Source organism: Streptomyces sp. NPDC059895 (assembly GCF_042731035.1).
GTDB lineage: Bacteria > Actinomycetota > Actinomycetes > Streptomycetales > Streptomycetaceae > Streptomyces.
This window is the reverse complement of the sequence record NZ_JBHWKO010000001.1, coordinates 135920-151698: the sequence shown is the minus strand read 5'-3', so window position 1 is coordinate 151698 and position 15779 is coordinate 135920. Positions and strand designations below refer to the sequence as shown.

The window sequence follows — 15779 nt, the reverse complement described above, 5'->3', positions numbered from 1 at the left end:
GTGCGGGCGTGCGGGCGTGCGGGCGTGCAGGCGTGAGGGTGTGCGGGGCGTGCGGGCGTGCGGGCGTGCAGGCGTGAGGGTGTGCGGGGCGTGCGGGCGCGGACACGCGGAGCGCGGGCGAGGGGGGTGCCGTCGCGTGGGGCGCGGGTGAGCCCGCCGTACGGCGCCTCCCCGGCCAGGCGCGTGCGGAGGGAGCCGGACCGGGAGCCGGACCGGGAGCCGGACCGGGAGCCGGACCGGGAGCCGGACCGGGAGCCGGGCGCCGTTTGTCCGGCGCCGTCCGGGCAACCCGAATCGTGAACCGGCCCGAGGGGCCGACACATCGGAAGGCAACCATGTCCACAGGCGTGATCATCGCTCTGATCGTGATCGTGGCGGCCGTCATCGCCGTCGCGGCCGTCCTGGCCGTGCGGGCCCGAGGGTCGCAGTCAGGACGCAGCCTGAAGCAGCGCTTCGGGCCCGAGTACGACCGGGCCGTCGCCCGGCACGACGGTGACGTCAAGGCGGCCGAGCGGGAACTCGGCACCCTCGTGGAGCGGCACGGCGGCCTGCGCGAGCGGCCGCTGGAGCCCGCGGAGCGCGAGCGGTTCGAGGCCGCCTGGACGGCCGCGCAGGAGCGCTTCGTCGACTCGCCCCGCGAGGCGGTCGCCGAGGCCGACCGACTGCTCGCCGACGTGGCCGGCGCCCGGGGCTTCCCGGCCGGCACGCAGTACGAGGAGCAGGTCGCCGCGCTCAGCGTGCACCACGCGCGCCACGTGCACGGCTACCGGCGTGTGCACCAGGTCGCCCGCTTCCACACGGACGGCGGCGCCCGCAGCGGCCAGGCACCGGGCACCGAGGACCTGCGGTCCGCCCTGGTCGAGGCCCGTGCCCTCTTCGACGACCTGCTGGCCGACGGCCGGTCCGACTCCGGCCGCCACGCACTGACCCGGCCGGCGAGCCGGGAGACCAAGGCCCGCGAGGGCCACCACATGCCGTGGGGCTTCCACCGGCATCAGACGAAGCAGGGGTGAGAAGGATGCCCGACGTGACACCGAGCGGCGACGACCGACGCGGAACGCGGCCCGACCAGCGGGCCGACCTCCCCGACCAGCAGGACACCGAGGCCGGGCGGACCGGCAGCCGCGCCCAACAGCAGTCCGAGTGGATCGAACGCGGCGAGCGCACGTCCGTCGTGGGCGGCGGCCGGCAGGCGCCGGCGACGGCGGCGGAGCGGCGGGGCGCCTTCGCCGAGATGAGCGGCGACGCCCGGGACGAGACGATCGGCGACGTGCGGGAAGCGCGGAACGCCCGTGAGGCCCGCGAGGCCAGGGAGATCAGGAGCGCCCGGGAGGCCAGTGGCGCCGGAGAGGGGAACGCGATGAGGGGCGGGGCGACGACCGGGACCGGCGCGCACGAGAACGAGGACGCCTACGCCGGCCGGGACGCCTACGCCGGCCAGGGCCCGTACGGCGGCGGGGACACGTACGGCGAGCAGGGCCGCACCGGTGCCCACGCCCTCCCCGGCACCGAGGCGGGATCGTCCGCCGCGGCCGGCACCGCCACCCCGGCGGGCCCGTCCGAGCGGACCGCCCAGGCCGCCCCGCACACCGCGTCCTCGCTGCTCCCGGGCGACCAGTGCGACAAGCTCACCGCGCGCATCCAGCACGCGGTCGCGGAGTTCGTCGACCGTCCCCACGACGCCGTCGAGGAGGCGGACCACGTCCTGGAGGAGCTGACCGCGTCCTTCACCGACGCCATGAACCGCCGCCGCCGTACCCTGCGCGGTTCCTGGCAGCTCGCGGACGACACCCGGGGCGGCGACCGCGACACGACCGCCGACACCGAGCAGCTCCGGCTGGCCCTGCGGGACTACCGCGAGCTCACGGAACGGCTGCTGCACATGTGACGACGGCCCGCGCGGCCGGCGCACGGCCCGCTCAAGCACGGCCCGCTCACTCGGCCCGCGTGCCCTCGGCCGCCGCCCGGCGCTCCCGCCACTCCCGTACGACCGTCTCGACGTCGTACGGCTTCATACCCAGCGGGGGGCCGGGCGGCGGCTTGAACATCATGTCCCGCAGCTTGACGTTGACGTCCGTGATGATCTTCCGGACGAGGCGTTCCGAAGGGGCCGCGTACGCCGCCGCGAGCGCGTCCTCCGCCTCCTTGCGCAACGCGAGCGCCGGTGGAAGCACCGAGAGCCCCTCGCGCGCCATCTTGCGCCTGATCCACCACAGTTCGTCGTACGAACTCTCGATCTCCGGGGCCAACGGTCTGCCCGCGCCCGGGAGTTGATCGAACTCGCCCCGCCGCTCCGCGTCCCGGATCTGCTTGTCCACCCAGGACTCGAACGGAACGCCGGGTGGCTTTCGCTCGGTCATGGGTCCATTGTGCCGGACGGCACGGCCCCGGGCGATTTAGTATGCGGCCGCTGCACAAAGGTCACACAGCCACCGTCGGACACCTCACGAGGAGCGCACGTGCTCGAACTCACCATGGCCACCGTCTCGGGGACGGAAGAGGGTGCCACGGCCGGCATGCTCATGGCCGACGCGCCCAGCGAGCCGGGGGCCGTGCTGCGGGTGGGCCGGGACGCGTCCGTCTGCCGCCTCGTGACACCCGAGGACTGGCTGTTCGTCTCCCGGGTCCATCTGGAGTTCCTGTGCGGACCCGAGGGCGTCTGGCAGGTCACCTGGCTGCGCGGTTCCCAGCCGGACCCGTCCTCCGAGGTGCGGCTGGTGGTCGGGGAGTACGCCCAGACCATCGCGTACGGCGGCACCGTGCAGCTGCCGCGCGGCGGCGCCGGCGAGATCATCGTCGTGGACCGCACCGGGCCGCGCAGCGTCAACGTGGGCTTCTACCACGAGGCGTAGCCTTCGCAGGCCCGGCCCGGCCCGGCCCTCACGCCAGGACGCGGGCCAGTGCGAACCCGTCGTACCCCTTGGAGCCCACGGTCTGGATCGCCGTACCGCTCAACCTGGGGTGCGCGCCGATGAGTTCGATGGCGGACCGGGTGCCGAGGACGTCCCCCGCGTCGCTGCCGGCGTCGGCCACCCGGCCGCCGCGGACGACGTTGTCGACGACGATGAGGCTCCCCGTGCTGGTGAGCCGCAGGGCCCACTCCAGGTAGTGGGCGTTGTTGACCTTGTCGGCGTCGATGAAGACCAGGTCGAACGGGGGCGGGTTCTCGTCGGCCAGCCGCGGCAGCGACTCCAGGGCCGGGCCCACCCGCACCTCCACCTGCTTGTCGAGTCCGGCCCGCGCGATGTTGCGGACGGCGACCTCCGCGTGCCGAGGGTTGTACTCCAGCGAGATCAGCCGGCCGTCCGCCGGGAGCGCGCGGCCCAGCCAGATCGTGCTGTACCCGCCGAGCGTGCCGATCTCCAGGATCGTGCGCGCGCCCTGGATCTCGGCGAGCAGCCGGAGGAGCTTGCCCTGGGTCGCCGTGACGTTGGCCTGCGGGAGCTCGGCGGCCTCGCTGTCGCGCAGCGCGGCCTCGGTCACCTCGTCGTCCGGGGCGAGGTGGGTGGTGAAGTAGGCGTCGACGGCGTCCCATACGTGCGACTCGCTCATGCGCTCTGCCTCTCGTGTACCTGACGTATCCGTGACCTGCGTGGACCATCCCGTTAGGAGCGCTAACTACTATGCCAACGGCGCCGGTTGCCCCCGGGTTCCCCGTCCGCCGCGCCTCACGGGTTTCCCCGGCCGGGCCAATTCAGCCGTTCGGCCCAGAACGCGGCGAGGCGGGCGGCAGCGGCGGCAGCGGGGGCGCCGCGGGCCGGGGAGGGGGCGCGGGCCGGGGAGGGGTCGTGGGTCGGGGAGGCGCCGCCGGGCGCGCGGGCCGGGCGCCCCGGTCCCGTCGCGCCCCCGCGTACCGCCGGCGCACCCGTCCCCGGCGCACGCCGAGCACCACCGCCCCCGTCACCGACGCCGCGGCCGCACCGGCGACCGTCAGCAGCCACACCGGCGCCCCGCCCACCGTGAGCAGCCGGTTCTCGTAGACGACCTGCCGGAACGCCGTGTCCTTCGCCGTGCGGCGCAGCTCGTGGTCCGCCGAGATCGACGACGGCACCGGGAACTCCTGCACCAGGGCCGTCAGGAACGGCGTGCCGTCCGCGAGCGCCCCGAGCGGCCCCGCCGTCGTGCCGACCCGCCCCGCGAACGTCACCCGGGGCCGCTCCCCGCCGATCCGCGACACCGGCTCCATTCGGTGGCCGGCCAGGACGTACAGGCTCAGCGACTGCGGGGTGGCGGCGAGCCGGGACAGCCGCATCGGATAGACGAGGGTGTCACTGGCGAAGCTCAGGTGGAGCGGCTCCAGGTCGCCGCGCAGCGGGACGCCGGCGGTCTGCGGGGCCAGCCGTACCGCCACGTACTCCCAGCGCCGGTCGACGTACGGCTGGAGCGCCGTCTCCAGGCGCGGCGGGAGGGCGAAGCCGTTGTCGCCCAGCCAGCCGTCCAGGGCGGCCGGGTCGGTGGCCGTCAGCCGGGCCACGTCGAACGGCCCGAGCCGCTCGCGCCCCACCACGCCCACCCCGGGCGCGGCGCCCGGCGGCGGAGGGGCCGCCCCCGCGTCGTCGTCGCCCGTCGTCAGCGGCCAGTCGCCGTCCTGCGGCCAGAAGTGGTAGCGGGTGCGCTCCTCGGGGGCCGTGGCCTCGGCCAGCTGGGAGAACACCTCCGGGTCGCCGAGCCGCACGCTCGCCCGGTGCGGCACCGGCATGATCCAGGCGGCCCGGTCGGCGTCCCCCGTGACCGAAAGCCCCATGACGATCTGCTCCCGCTGCCCGTCCCAGCGCACCGCGGAGACCTCCCGGCCCACCGCGACCTGCTGCTCGTCGCCCGGGACCAGCGCGCCGCAGCCGCAGGCGTACGCGGGGGCGACGAGGGAGCCGAGCTGGGTCGCGAGGAGCGCGAGGAGCAGAGCCGTCAACCGCCCCCGCCACACCCTCCGCCACATCCTCCGCGACACCCCCGGCCATACCCCCCGAACGTGCCGTTCCCGCAGGAAACCGACCATGTCGCGCAGCCCCTCCGTCACTGGTCACCGCCTGTGGACCTACGACGGTACGAGCGAAGATCCGGTTCCGTCCGGCGGTGTCCGCGCTGTGACCCAGATCGCACCCCGCGGAGGCAACCCTCCCCCCGGCGCACTATCGTCTTCCGGACAAAAGGAGAGCGGACGTCAGGTGAAAACGGGGTGGCCTGCGTCCCTGTCCGGGGGTGGTGCGAGCCTCATAGGGTTCGCGAAGAACACCTCACGCGTGTGACGCGTGGGACGAACGGGGCGGGAGGCCGACGAGGCGTGGCGAATGCGGAGCACAGCGGACGGCCGGCGGAACCCTTCGGGGCGACGACGGTCGACACGGCGAGGGCGCGTCTGCGCATGGCCCGCCTCGGCCTGTGGCTGGCGGCGGCGGTCCTCGCCGTCCGGCAGCTGGCCGTCGTCCTCGGCACCCCGCGCGGAGAGCGGCTGACGGACCTGGAGACCTGGGTCGGACCGGACGGCGTCCTGCACGTCAACGGTTCGCTCTACGACTCCACCCGCTTCACGGGCACCCCCTTCGGCGGGCTCGTCCTCAAACCCCTCACGCGCGCCGCCGAGCAGGCCCTCGGCTGGGGCTGGACCTTCGGCACGCTGCTGCTGGTCGTGGCCCTGGGCCTGGTCGCGGCGCGCGCCCTGCCGCAGCCGGTCAGCAGACGCACCTCGCTGCTCGCCGCGCCCGTCGCGATCGTGCTGCTGATGCTGTCGCTGCCCGTGCGCAACACGCTCTGGCTCGGCCAGACCAGCATCATCCCGGTCCTGCTGGTCCTGCTCGGCTGCCTCGTCGTGCGGGGGCAGCGGGCGGGCGGCGTGCTCATCGGCGTCGCGGCGGCGCTCCAGCCGACGGTCCTCCTCTTCGTGCCCCTGCTCTGGTTCACCGGCCGCCGGCCCGCCGCCCTCGTCACCGGCGGCACCTTCGCCGCCTCCACGCTGCTCGCCTGGGCGGCGATGCCGCACGACTCGTACACCTACTGGGTCCACCACATGGCGGGCGTCGGCCTCGGCGGCGAGGCGGACGCCCTCGCCAACCAGTCCCTGCACGGCGCCCTGCTCCGCCTCGGCCTCTCCGGCCCGCTGGAGATCGTCCTCTTCCTGGCCCTGGGCGCGACGGTCGCCGTGCTCGGCGTGCGGCGGGCCGTGCGGTACGCCCGCGACGGCCAGCTGCTGCTGGCGGTGGCCCTCACCGGCTGCGCGGCGATCGCCGTGTCCCCGACCACCTGGCAGCACCAGCTCCTGTGGGTCCTCCTCGCGGTCGTCGGCCGCGTCGGCCGGCGCGCCTCCGACCGCTACGTCTGGCCGGTCGCCGTGGTCCTGGTGATGACGCTCCCCGCGCGGATGATGCTGCCGAACGTGCCGGCGCTGCACCCCGTCCGGGACAACGCGGTGCTGCTCGCGGCGGTGGCCGCGGCGACGGTCGTGCCCTTCCTCTCCCGGACGTCGGAGCACTACCGCACACCCGTCCCCACCGAGTACGCCGCCCCCGTCCCGGCCCGCTGGAAGCACGTCCCCCTGCTGCCGTTCCTGCGCCGCGTCCTCACCCGCCCCAACCTCCTCCTGGAGCTGCTGCTGATCCGCGTGACGTACGCGGCCTACCAGCAGGTCCGGCTGGCGGCGACCGGCGGCCGCGAGCGGGCGGAGGCGCACGGCCAGGAGATCCTCGACCTCGAGGGCGTCCTGCGCATCGACATCGAGCACACGGTCAACCACTGGGTGGTGGGCGTCGACTGGCTGCGCCACTTCTTCGACTTCTACTACGAGTCCTTCCACTTCGTGGTGCCGCTGTCCGTCCTCGCCGTCCTGTACTGGCGGCGCCCGGTCGACTACCGCTGGGCCCGCGCGTCCCTCGGCTTCGCCACCCTCCTCGCCCTGCTCGGCTTCTGGCTGTACCCGCTGGCCCCGCCCCGCCTGATGCCCGCCCTGGGCATCATCGACACGGTCCACGGCGTCCAGGACTTCTCCCAGCCGGACTACGGCAGCCTGACCGCCCTGACCAACCAGTACGCGGCCATGCCCTCGCTGCACTTCGGCTGGTCGCTGTGGTGCGGACTGGTCATCGCGCTCGTGGCGCCGAAGTGGTGGATGAAGGCGCTGGGCCTCCTCCACCCGCTGTTCACGGTGTCCGCGATCGTCGCCACCGGCAACCACTGGGTCCTGGACGCGGCGGGCGGCGCGGTCGTCGTCCTGGCCGGGTTCGGCCTGGCGTACCTGCTCCAGGGCCCCCGGGCACGGGCGACGGTGATCCCGAGGCAGGCCGTGGCCGCCCCGTCGGTGCCGGAGAAGGACCGGACGCCGAGCTGATCAGCGCCCGGTCGGGCCCGAGTGATCACCGTCCTCGGGCCCCTCTGGTCGTGCTCAGGTCACGCGAGGCGTCTAACCTCCTGTGCGGGAGGACTGATGTTCGGAGGAAACGTGCGGAGGGTGCTGGCCGGCGCCGCGGCCGCCGCTGTCGTGGTGCTGTGCGGGGCGGCGGCCTGCTCGGGCCAGGACGCGGACACGAAGGAGGCGAAGAAGGGGGCCGCCGTCCCCTACGACGAGCTGAGGGCCCTCACCTTCAAGGACGGCGAGGTGCCCGACGTCCATGACACCCCGGTCCAGGAACCCAGCCCCAGGATGAGCGAACCGACGGCCCCGCCGGTCTCCAACGCGTCCTGCGGGACCGTCCTGGCCGCCGTGAACGGCGCCGGCGCCCCCGCCGTCGTACGCCAGGTCTTCAACTGGAAGGACGACCTCTGGGGCGGCTCCTCCACCCTCGCCTCCTACGACGGCGACGGCGCCCGCCGGGCCTTCGCCCGCCTCCGGTCGTCGCTGACGACCTGCGCGTCCTACGACGGGGTCACCGCCGAGGGCCCGTACACGACCGACCTCACCGCGACGGCCGCCCCCCGGCTCGGCGACGAGGCCCTCGCCTTCCGCACCACCACGCCCACGAAGGACGGGCTGGTGATGCACCGGGAGCACGTCGTCGTCCGCGCCGGCAGCGTCACGGCGACCTTCACCAAGGTCGAGGCCGTCGGCGACGCGAGGTTCCCGCGCGAGCTGATCCGGCGGCAGGTGGAGCGGCTGGAGGAGGCGCAGGGCCGCTGACCGCGGCGGTCGCCGTAGGACGCGGGTCGCCGACCGCGAGGTCCCGCTCGCGGCGGCGGCGAAACCTCGTGTTGGCAGGTGGGAGCGCCCGTATGCTGGCCACGTACCACCTGTCGAGGTCGAACCGAGGCTGCCGGTCGGACGAGGAGGTGAAGGCGAATGGGCGTTGCCGTCGACCACACCGGGCCCTGGACCGTCGCCGACGTCCTGGCCCTGCCCGAGGACCGCACGACGCGCTACGAGCTGCTGGGGGAGTCCCTCGTGATGTCCCCGGCTCCCGGCGTCCGTCACCAGCGGGCCTCCTTCCGCCTCGCCATGATCCTCCATGCGGCGGCCCAGGCCGCCAAGGCCCCGGTCGAGGTGCTGGAGGCCATCAACGTCATCCTGCCCCCCGGTCTTGTCGTGCCCGACCTGGTCGTGGCCGACGCCGGCGCGACCGCCGACGACCCCGTCACCGTCGACATCGACGCGGTCCAGCTAGTCGTCGAACTCGTCTCCCCCGGCAACCGCACCATGGACCGCAAGATCAAGCCCATGCTGTACGCGGAGGCCGCCGTTCCGCACTTCTGGCGCCTGGAGTTCGATCCGTCCCCGATGCTCGCGGAGGTGAAGGGCGATCAGTCCGTGGCTTTCGGGTGTCCGGTGCCTGCATAGGTGATCCAGGCGGTGCGGTTGGCGTCGTCGACGAGGTACCAGATGCGGCCACCGCCGGTGACCTCGTACTGCCAGCGCTCCAGCGTCTGCCCCTTCCAGACTGTGGAGCCGAGCTTGCCCTTGAGGCGGTGGTGGCGCTCGGGGTCATCGGTGGCGCGCGGGGCGGAGCGGATCCTGTCGAAGGCGCGGCGGAGGTTGCCTGACGCGTGGCGGGAAAGGTGGTCCCAGCCGTTGGCCGCCTCCGTGTTGGCGAAGCGCAGGTCGAACTCGTCGCCGACCGGAGGCGGGGCCGCGCGGTCACCGCGCTTGGGGCTCACTCGGCGGTCTCGCCTTCGGGCACGGGGACAGAGCCGAGGTCGCCGTCGGGCTCGCGGGTGAGGACGGCGTGCAGGGCGGGGTCGGCATAGATCTCGGCACTGTGCCGCCACTGGGCCAGCAGCAGCGCGATGGGGGCCAGGTTCTCCAGCGCGGCAGCCCCACGGGCGGTGTCCACCAGCTCGGCGAGCATCGCCTCGACGTCGTCCTCGGGGAGGAAGACCGACCACGGCAGAGCATCAGGCAGGGCCTGGCGCAGCGCGGCGGTGTTCTCGGTGCGGACCAGCCCGGCGAGCAGGCGAGCGGTGAAGTCGACCACGGTGGAGTCCTGCTCCAGCTGGTCGGCGCGAATGAGTGCCAGGTCGCCCGCGTCGCGTCGGCGCAGGCGCAGGGCGCGGACCGCGTCCAGGCGCCGGGCGGTGGCCGCGGGGTGGTGGAGCAGCTCGCTGAAGGGCACGTCCTCATAGGCGGTCGTCATGACATCCACAGTAGCTCGGATGTCCTGGCTCGGACAGCGGATGGTGGTCAAGGCGCCGCTCGGCGTGAAGGGGGTTCTCCTATGGGGCCCGATACACCCGGCGGTGACCGGTGGAACGGAAAGCGGCGCCAGCGCCGGCCGCCCGACCCATGCCGGACGTCAGCAGACGTGCGGCGGGCAGGGCGGTGGTTCGCCCGGCAGGCACTCGAACCACACCGTCTTCCCGCCCCCGGGCAACGGTGACACCCCCCACCTGTCCGAGACCGCGTCGACGAGGAGCAGGCCCCGGCCGCTTTCCGAGGGCGGGTCCGGCGCCGTCGCCGCGCGCGGCAGCCGGTTGTCGTCGTCCCTCACCTCCACCCGGACCCCGGACTCCCGCTTCTGGATCAGCACCTCGCAGCGGCGGTCCGGGACGTGGCGGACCACGTTGGCGATCAGTTCCGTCAGCGCCAACTCCTTAGTTCAGTGGACGGGCGGATGCGGTTCTGCGGACCGGTGGCCTGTTCGCGCCGCTTAACTGGCCCGACACCCCCTACGACCAGTACTGCAAGGACGGCTCGACGGAGTGCGAGGACCAGTACTCCCCGACGTTCTGGTCCCAGAAACGCCTGACCTCCATCACCACCAAGGTCCTGACCGGGGGCGCCTACAAGGACGTCGACACCTGGACCCTGGACCAGACCTTCCCCTCCTCAGGGGACGGCATCTCCACCCCGATGTGGCTCTCCTCGATCCAGCGCACCGGCAAGGCAGGCTCCTCCGTCGCCCTGCCCGCGGTCACCTTCGAGGGAGTGCAGAAACCCAACCGGGTCGACGAACTCTACGACAGCCTCGCACCGTTCATCCGGCTGCGCATGAGCCAAGTCCACACCGAGACCGGCGGCACGATCGGCGTCGACTACTACGACCCCGACTGCACCGCCAGCACCCTCCCCGCGGCCGACGCCACCAACACCACCCGCTGCTACCCGGTCAAGTGGCCCTTCGAAGGCGAGGACGCCCAGCTCGACTGGTTCAACATCTACCCGGTCCAGCGCGTCATCGAGGGCGACAACCTCGTCACGTCCCCCGACGCCGTCACCGAGTACACCTACCTCGGCGGCGCCAAATGGGCCAAGAGCGACGACGAGTTCACCAAGGCCGAGGACCGCACCTACTCCGTCTCCCGCGGCTACGAACGCGTGCAGACCCGCAAGGGCACCGCAGCGGACGCCCGGACCCTGACGGAGACACGGTACTTCCGCGGTATCGACGGCGCAGAGGTGAAGGATTCCGCAGGCGTCGCGGTCACCGACCGCGAACAGTTCGCCGGCATGGTCCGCGAGAGCGCGACCTACAACGGCGACGGCGGCGCGCTCGTCTCGGCCACCTCCTACACCCCCTGGCGCTCGGCGGCGACCGCGAGCCGGGACCGCAGCGAGGCCGACCTGTCCGCGCTCACCGCCTACCACACCGGTATCGCGGCGGAAGAGACGCGTACCACGGTCACGGGCGGCACCCGCACCACCAAGACCTCCCGTGGTTTCGACACCTACGGCATGGTCATCCAGGTCTCCGAACACGGAGATGTCGCCAAGACGGGGGACGCCACCACCGTCGGCGACGAGAAGTGCACCACCACAACCTATCTCCGCAACGCCGAAGCCTGGCTCCTCAACTCGATCGCGCGCGCCGAGACCGTCGCCGGTCTGTGCAACGCCACCACCATCACCCGGCCCGACGACGTGATCGACGACGTCCGGACCTCCTACGACGGCGCCGCTTTCGGCGTCGCTCCCACCAAGGGCCTGGTCACCAGGACCGAGCGGATCAACGGCACGGGCACTGGTTACGAGACCACGAGCTCCACGCCCAGCATCTGCGGCACGGCCAAGAACGAACTCTGCTACGACCAGTACGGCCGCGTGCTGGCCACGGCGGACGCCTACGGCGAAGTCACGCGCACGACGTACAACCCCACGACGGGTGAGAACCCCACCAGTCAGACGGTCACCAACGCGCTCGACCACGCCGCCACCACCAAGCTCGACCCGCTGCGCGGCCTGCCGGTCGAGGCCAAGGACGCGAACGGCCTGATCACCTCGACCGCCTACGACGGCCTCGGCCGCACCACCGCGGTCTGGCTGCCCACCCGCTCGGCGGCCACCTTCCCCAACGCGCCCAACTACTCCTACGCCTACCAGGTCCGCACCGACGGCCCGGCCGTCGTCACCACCAAGCACCTCGACCACAACTCGAAGTACCAGACCTCCTACGCCTTCTACGACGGCCTTCTGCGGGAGCGTCAGACGCAGTCCGTCTCACCCGACCTGTCCGGGCGGCTGGTGACGGAGACGTTCTACAACACGCGTGGAGAGGCGTGGCGTACCTCAGGCACCTTCTACACCACGGGGGCGCCGGAGGCGGTTCTCGTGACGGGTCAGGACACCAACTACCCGTCGTCCACCGAGACGGTCTTCGACGGTGCGGGCCGACCCACGGCGGTGATCGCCAAGAAGTTCGGTGACGAGACCAAGCGCACGGTCACCACCTACACGGGCGACACCACGACGGTCATCCCGCCCGAGGGCGGTGTGGCAGCCACCACCGTGGTGGACGCGCTCGGCCGCACGGTGGAGGTCAAGCAGTACACGAACGCCGATCGTACGGCTTCGCAGTCCATGCACTACCGCTACGACGAGCGCGGACGCGTCGACCAGATCACTGACGCCTCCGGCGCCAAGTGGACGTACACCTACGACGTCCGCGGCCGTCAGACCGACGTGGTGGACCCCGACACCGGCAAGACCCACACCACGTACGACCAGGGCGACCGCGCCACCGACGTCACCGACGCCCGCGACATCACGCTCCACACCGACTACGACGAACTCGGTCGCCGCACCGCGGTGACGAAGGGCACGACCAAGCTCTCCGCCTGGTCCTACGACACCGTCGCCAAGGGCCAGCCCACCTCGGTCACCCGCTACATCGACGGCAAGCCCTACGTCACCGAGACGACCGAGTACAACGCCTTCTACAACTCCACCGCGACCAAGGTCACCGTCCCGGCCGGTCTGGGCGTACCCGCCGGCAGCTACGAGTGGTTCAGCTACTACGAGGAGAACACCGGTCTCCTCTTGGACTCCGAGCAGCCGGCGATCGGTGACCTGCCCGCCGAGTACGTCAGTTCCAACTACGACGGCGGCGGCCTGCTGTGGACCCTGTACGCCGAGAACGACCCGCTGATCTCGGACGCCACCTACGACCACTACGGCCGCAACACGGTCCTCGAGTACGGCGAGTTCGGCCAGCACCTCACGACGACCAGTGTCTACGACGACCACACCGGCGACCTGACCGACGCGTACACGGACCGCGACACCGCACCCCAGCGGATCGAGGACTCCCACTACACGCGCGACCCGGCTGGGAACATCACCCAGATCACCACCAACTACGGCCAGGACGCCGCCCGCACCACCGACACCCAGTGCTTCACCCTCGATGCCCTCAACCGCATCACCGAAGCCTGGACCGACACCGGAACCACGTGCGCCACCGCTCCCTCCAGTGCGGTCATCGGCGGGCAGGACCCGTACTGGACCAGCTACACCTACGACGCGGCGGGCAACCGCGAGACGGAGACCCAGCACACGACCGTCGCCGGCCCCGCCGTCGACACCGTCCGCACCTACACCGAACCCGACGAGGGCAAGCACAACCTGCCGGGCCTCACCCAGACGGGCACCGCCCCGCACACCGAGAGCTACACCTACAACGAGCTCGGTGCGACCGAGACCCGCGTCTTCACACAGGGCACCACCACAACGGTCGACCAGAAGCTGGACTGGGACGACGAGGGCCACCTCAAGACGGTCACCGAGAACGGCAAGACCACCAGCTACACCTACGACGCCGACGGCCAGCGCCTGACCCGCACCGACTCCACGGGCACCACGCTCTACCTGCCGGGCGGCAACGAACTGCACGTCGACACGGCCGGCAAGGCCACCGGCACCCGCTACTACAGCACCGGCACCCAGACCGTCGCCATGCGGACCGGCAGCACCCTGACGTTCCTGCTCGCCGACCACCACGGAACGACCACCACACAGGTCACCGCGGACGCCACGCAGGCGATCACCCGCCGGAAGACGGGCATCTTCGGCACCTCCCGCGGTAACCAGACCACCCCATGGGCCGGCGACAAAGGCTTCGTCGGAGGCACCAAGGACACCGTCACCGGCCTGACCCACCTCGGCGCCCGCGAATACGATCCCGCTATCGGCCGTTTCATCAGCGTCGACCCCGTTCTGGATCTGAATGACCCCCAACAGGTTCACGGCTACACCTACAGCAACAACAACCCCGTCACCCATAGCGACCCATCGGGCCTCTGCATGGCGGACATATGCGGGATCGGCTACCCCATCGGCGGAACGGGAGCCAACGGCGGCAAGAAAGAATACGTAACCACTGCCCCCAAAGGCGCTGGAGGTGTGGGGGCGACATCCGTGACAAGTGTGGTCTCCGACACCACGACCGACAGCGGTGGCGGGGACGGAGGGGACGATTGCGGCTGGTTGTCGTTCTGCGGCGTGACCAAGGCGTATAACGGGACCGTTGATTGGGTTTCGGAGCACAAGGTCGAGATCGCTCAAGTGGTCACCGAAGTCGCGGTGGGCGTGGCTTGTGCCAGCGCGGCGACGGGCGCGGGGTTCGTCAGCGGAGGCGTCGGTTTCGCCGCCGCGGCGGGCTGCGGAGCTATCGCCGGGGCGGCGGGTGCGGCCGTGGGTAACGCTCTGACGGAGGACGCCGATCACAGTCTTGCCGGCCAACTCGGCGACATGGCCGAAGGCGCCGTATGGGGTGCTGCGGGCGGCGGAGTCGGATTTGGTGCTGGTAATGCGGCATCCAAGCTGGGTAAGGCGGCAGCCAAGGTTCTTGATAAATGCCACAGTTTCCTTCCTGGAACTGGCGTGTTGCTTGCCAACGGCGCAAATAAGGCGATCGAAGACGTTGCGGTAGGCGACGTTGTAGTAACGACTAACCCGGAGACGGGCGAGACCGTCGAGAAGAGGGTCGTCGACACGATCACCACGGAAGACGACAAAGACTTCACCGACATCTCCATATCCGTGAACGGCGAGTACTCCAGCATCGTCGCCACGGACACCCACCCGTTCTGGGTGCCTGACCTGAAGAAGTGGGTCAAGGCCGGCGACCTCCAGCTCGGCCAGACGCTCCGCACCAGCGCCGGCACCCACGTCCAGATCACCGCGCTCAGCCACTACACCAAGCGCCAGCGCACGCATGACCTCACGATCGAGGACATTCACGCGTACTATGTGCTGGCGGGGGCAACTCCGGTCCTTGTTCACAACTGCAATCTTGCGGACTATGCCAATAGCCTGCGTCCCGGCTTCAACAAGGTTGACGGCCCCTTCTTCGCGGCGAAATATAAGTCCCCGTCAGGTCGGACGTACTTTGGTCACTCGGGTCATGATCTGACGCCAACCCCCGGTGGAGAGGTGGATTCCCTTGTTCGGCAGTTCACGCCGGAGGGTGGTCGTTACCATGCGGGGTGCGCCGAGACAATGTGTCTCATCCAGGCCGAGGCGGCCGAGGGTGCGGCTGGAGTTCGAGGGGGATCGTTCGAGGTGGTAAAGGTGAGGGGATTGAATTCTCCGCCCGGTGGCGCACACGGCACTCCCGCCAGTCCTTGCCCAACGGTTTGCCAGCCTAGGCTGCGGAATCAGGGAATCAGCTTCGATGGGAATTGACGTGAGCAGGGAACATCTCCGGGTCAATCGATTCGGCTTCGCCGAATACGAAGACATGGTTGAACTCTCTCGTGGAGTGGACGCCTCTGAACTGGCAGGGGTCTTGAGTTCGATCGTAGAGCTGGTTCTCTCGGAGGGATCTGATTTGCTCGATTCACTAACGGACGAAGCTCAAGCGGACTTTGTGGTCCCTCTGGGAATGTGTGCCAGGATGCTGTCGAGCAGCGAGTATGCGGTGATGGAGCTGGTCTCTGCGGCCTGTACCGTAAGTTACTGCGCCGAATCGCACATGTCTGAGTTTCCGGACGATCTCGCGCAGATGCTGTCTCGGCTGCCTCGCTGAGTGATATCGACAGCAAACTAGAATCCCCGTCAGGTGTGTCCTGGCGGGGATTCTAGTACTGCAACGGTGTTTGTTCTGATTGGTGGCCAGGTTTCAGGTGCCGTGTCCGCGTTGTTTGTA

At 71.0% G+C, this 15779-nt stretch carries 14 protein-coding genes; 8 read left to right on the top strand and 6 right to left on the bottom strand.

Annotation, left to right across the window (positions count from 1 at the left end):
* The first annotated feature begins 335 nt into the window (after positions 1 to 335).
* Together ACFV9M_RS00690 and ACFV9M_RS00685 are read left to right on the top strand one after the other, a co-directional pair.
* A complete protein-coding gene (locus tag ACFV9M_RS00690) occupies positions 336 to 1013 on the top strand; it encodes a hypothetical protein (protein WP_385062135.1) in 678 nt (225 codons plus the stop codon).
* A gap of 5 nt (positions 1014 to 1018) precedes the next feature.
* Positions 1019 to 1888: a hypothetical protein gene (locus ACFV9M_RS00685; RefSeq protein ID WP_385062134.1), complete on the top strand. Its 870-nt coding sequence runs from the start codon at positions 1019 to 1021 to the stop codon at positions 1886 to 1888.
* A gap of 46 nt (positions 1889 to 1934) precedes the next feature.
* Here ACFV9M_RS00685 and ACFV9M_RS00680 read toward each other — a convergent pair whose 3' ends face one another.
* Positions 1935 to 2360, bottom strand: a complete 426-nt coding sequence (locus tag ACFV9M_RS00680) for a DUF1992 domain-containing protein (RefSeq protein WP_385062132.1) — start codon at positions 2358 to 2360, stop codon at positions 1935 to 1937.
* A gap of 99 nt (positions 2361 to 2459) precedes the next feature.
* Here ACFV9M_RS00680 and ACFV9M_RS00675 point away from each other — a divergent pair, with 99 nt between their 5' ends.
* The gene (locus tag ACFV9M_RS00675; protein ID WP_385062130.1) at positions 2460 to 2852 is read left to right on the top strand and encodes a hypothetical protein; all 393 of its coding nucleotides are present in this window, start codon (positions 2460 to 2462) and stop codon (positions 2850 to 2852) included.
* 28 nt (positions 2853 to 2880) lie between these two features.
* On the opposite strand, the gene ACFV9M_RS00670 is transcribed toward ACFV9M_RS00675, so the two are convergent.
* Entirely contained in the window at positions 2881 to 3552 is a 672-nt protein-coding gene (locus ACFV9M_RS00670) for an O-methyltransferase (RefSeq protein WP_385062128.1), read from the bottom strand.
* A 142-nt stretch (positions 3553 to 3694) separates the two neighbouring features.
* Positions 3695 to 4936 carry a DUF2330 domain-containing protein gene (locus tag ACFV9M_RS00665; protein WP_385062126.1) on the bottom strand — a complete coding sequence of 414 codons (1242 nt, stop codon included), beginning with the start codon at positions 4934 to 4936 and terminating at the stop codon, positions 3695 to 3697.
* A gap of 345 nt (positions 4937 to 5281) precedes the next feature.
* On the opposite strand from ACFV9M_RS00665, the gene ACFV9M_RS00660 reads away from it, so the two are divergent.
* The 3 genes from ACFV9M_RS00660 (at position 5282) to ACFV9M_RS00650 (ending at position 8758) form a co-directional block, all read left to right on the top strand.
* On the top strand, positions 5282 to 7318 hold the full coding sequence (locus tag ACFV9M_RS00660) for a bifunctional glycosyltransferase 87/phosphatase PAP2 family protein (RefSeq protein WP_385062125.1): 2037 nt from the start codon (positions 5282 to 5284) through the stop codon (positions 7316 to 7318).
* A gap of 96 nt (positions 7319 to 7414) precedes the next feature.
* The gene (locus ACFV9M_RS00655; RefSeq protein WP_385062124.1) at positions 7415 to 8104 is read left to right on the top strand and encodes a hypothetical protein; all 690 of its coding nucleotides are present in this window, start codon (positions 7415 to 7417) and stop codon (positions 8102 to 8104) included.
* A gap of 159 nt (positions 8105 to 8263) precedes the next feature.
* Positions 8264 to 8758 (top strand): Uma2 family endonuclease, encoded by a 495-nt coding sequence (locus ACFV9M_RS00650; RefSeq protein ID WP_385062123.1) that lies wholly within the window; start codon positions 8264 to 8266, stop codon positions 8756 to 8758.
* On the opposite strand, the gene ACFV9M_RS00645 is transcribed toward ACFV9M_RS00650, so the two are convergent.
* The 3 genes from ACFV9M_RS00645 to ACFV9M_RS00635 all read right to left on the bottom strand — a co-directional run bounded on the left by ACFV9M_RS00645 (position 8722) and on the right by ACFV9M_RS00635 (position 10004).
* A complete protein-coding gene (locus ACFV9M_RS00645; protein WP_385062122.1) occupies positions 8722 to 9075 on the bottom strand; it encodes a hypothetical protein in 354 nt (117 codons plus the stop codon). The genes ACFV9M_RS00650 and ACFV9M_RS00645 overlap by 37 nt on opposite strands.
* Positions 9072 to 9551, bottom strand: coding sequence for a hypothetical protein (locus tag ACFV9M_RS00640; RefSeq protein WP_385062120.1), 480 nt, complete (start codon positions 9549 to 9551; stop codon positions 9072 to 9074). Before ACFV9M_RS00640 ends, ACFV9M_RS00645 begins: the two co-directional genes overlap by 4 nt.
* A 159-nt stretch (positions 9552 to 9710) precedes the next feature.
* Positions 9711 to 10004 carry an ATP-binding protein gene (locus ACFV9M_RS00635; RefSeq protein WP_385062118.1) on the bottom strand — a complete coding sequence of 98 codons (294 nt, stop codon included), beginning with the start codon at positions 10002 to 10004 and terminating at the stop codon, positions 9711 to 9713.
* A gap of 263 nt (positions 10005 to 10267) precedes the next feature.
* Here ACFV9M_RS00635 and ACFV9M_RS00630 point away from each other — a divergent pair, with 263 nt between their 5' ends.
* Positions 10268 to 15316, top strand: a complete 5049-nt coding sequence (locus tag ACFV9M_RS00630; RefSeq protein ID WP_385062116.1) for a polymorphic toxin-type HINT domain-containing protein — start codon at positions 10268 to 10270, stop codon at positions 15314 to 15316.
* On the top strand, positions 15306 to 15659 hold the full coding sequence (locus ACFV9M_RS00625; RefSeq protein ID WP_385062114.1) for a hypothetical protein: 354 nt from the start codon (positions 15306 to 15308) through the stop codon (positions 15657 to 15659). Before ACFV9M_RS00630 ends, ACFV9M_RS00625 begins: the two co-directional genes overlap by 11 nt.
* The last annotated feature ends 120 nt before the right edge of the window (positions 15660 to 15779 follow it).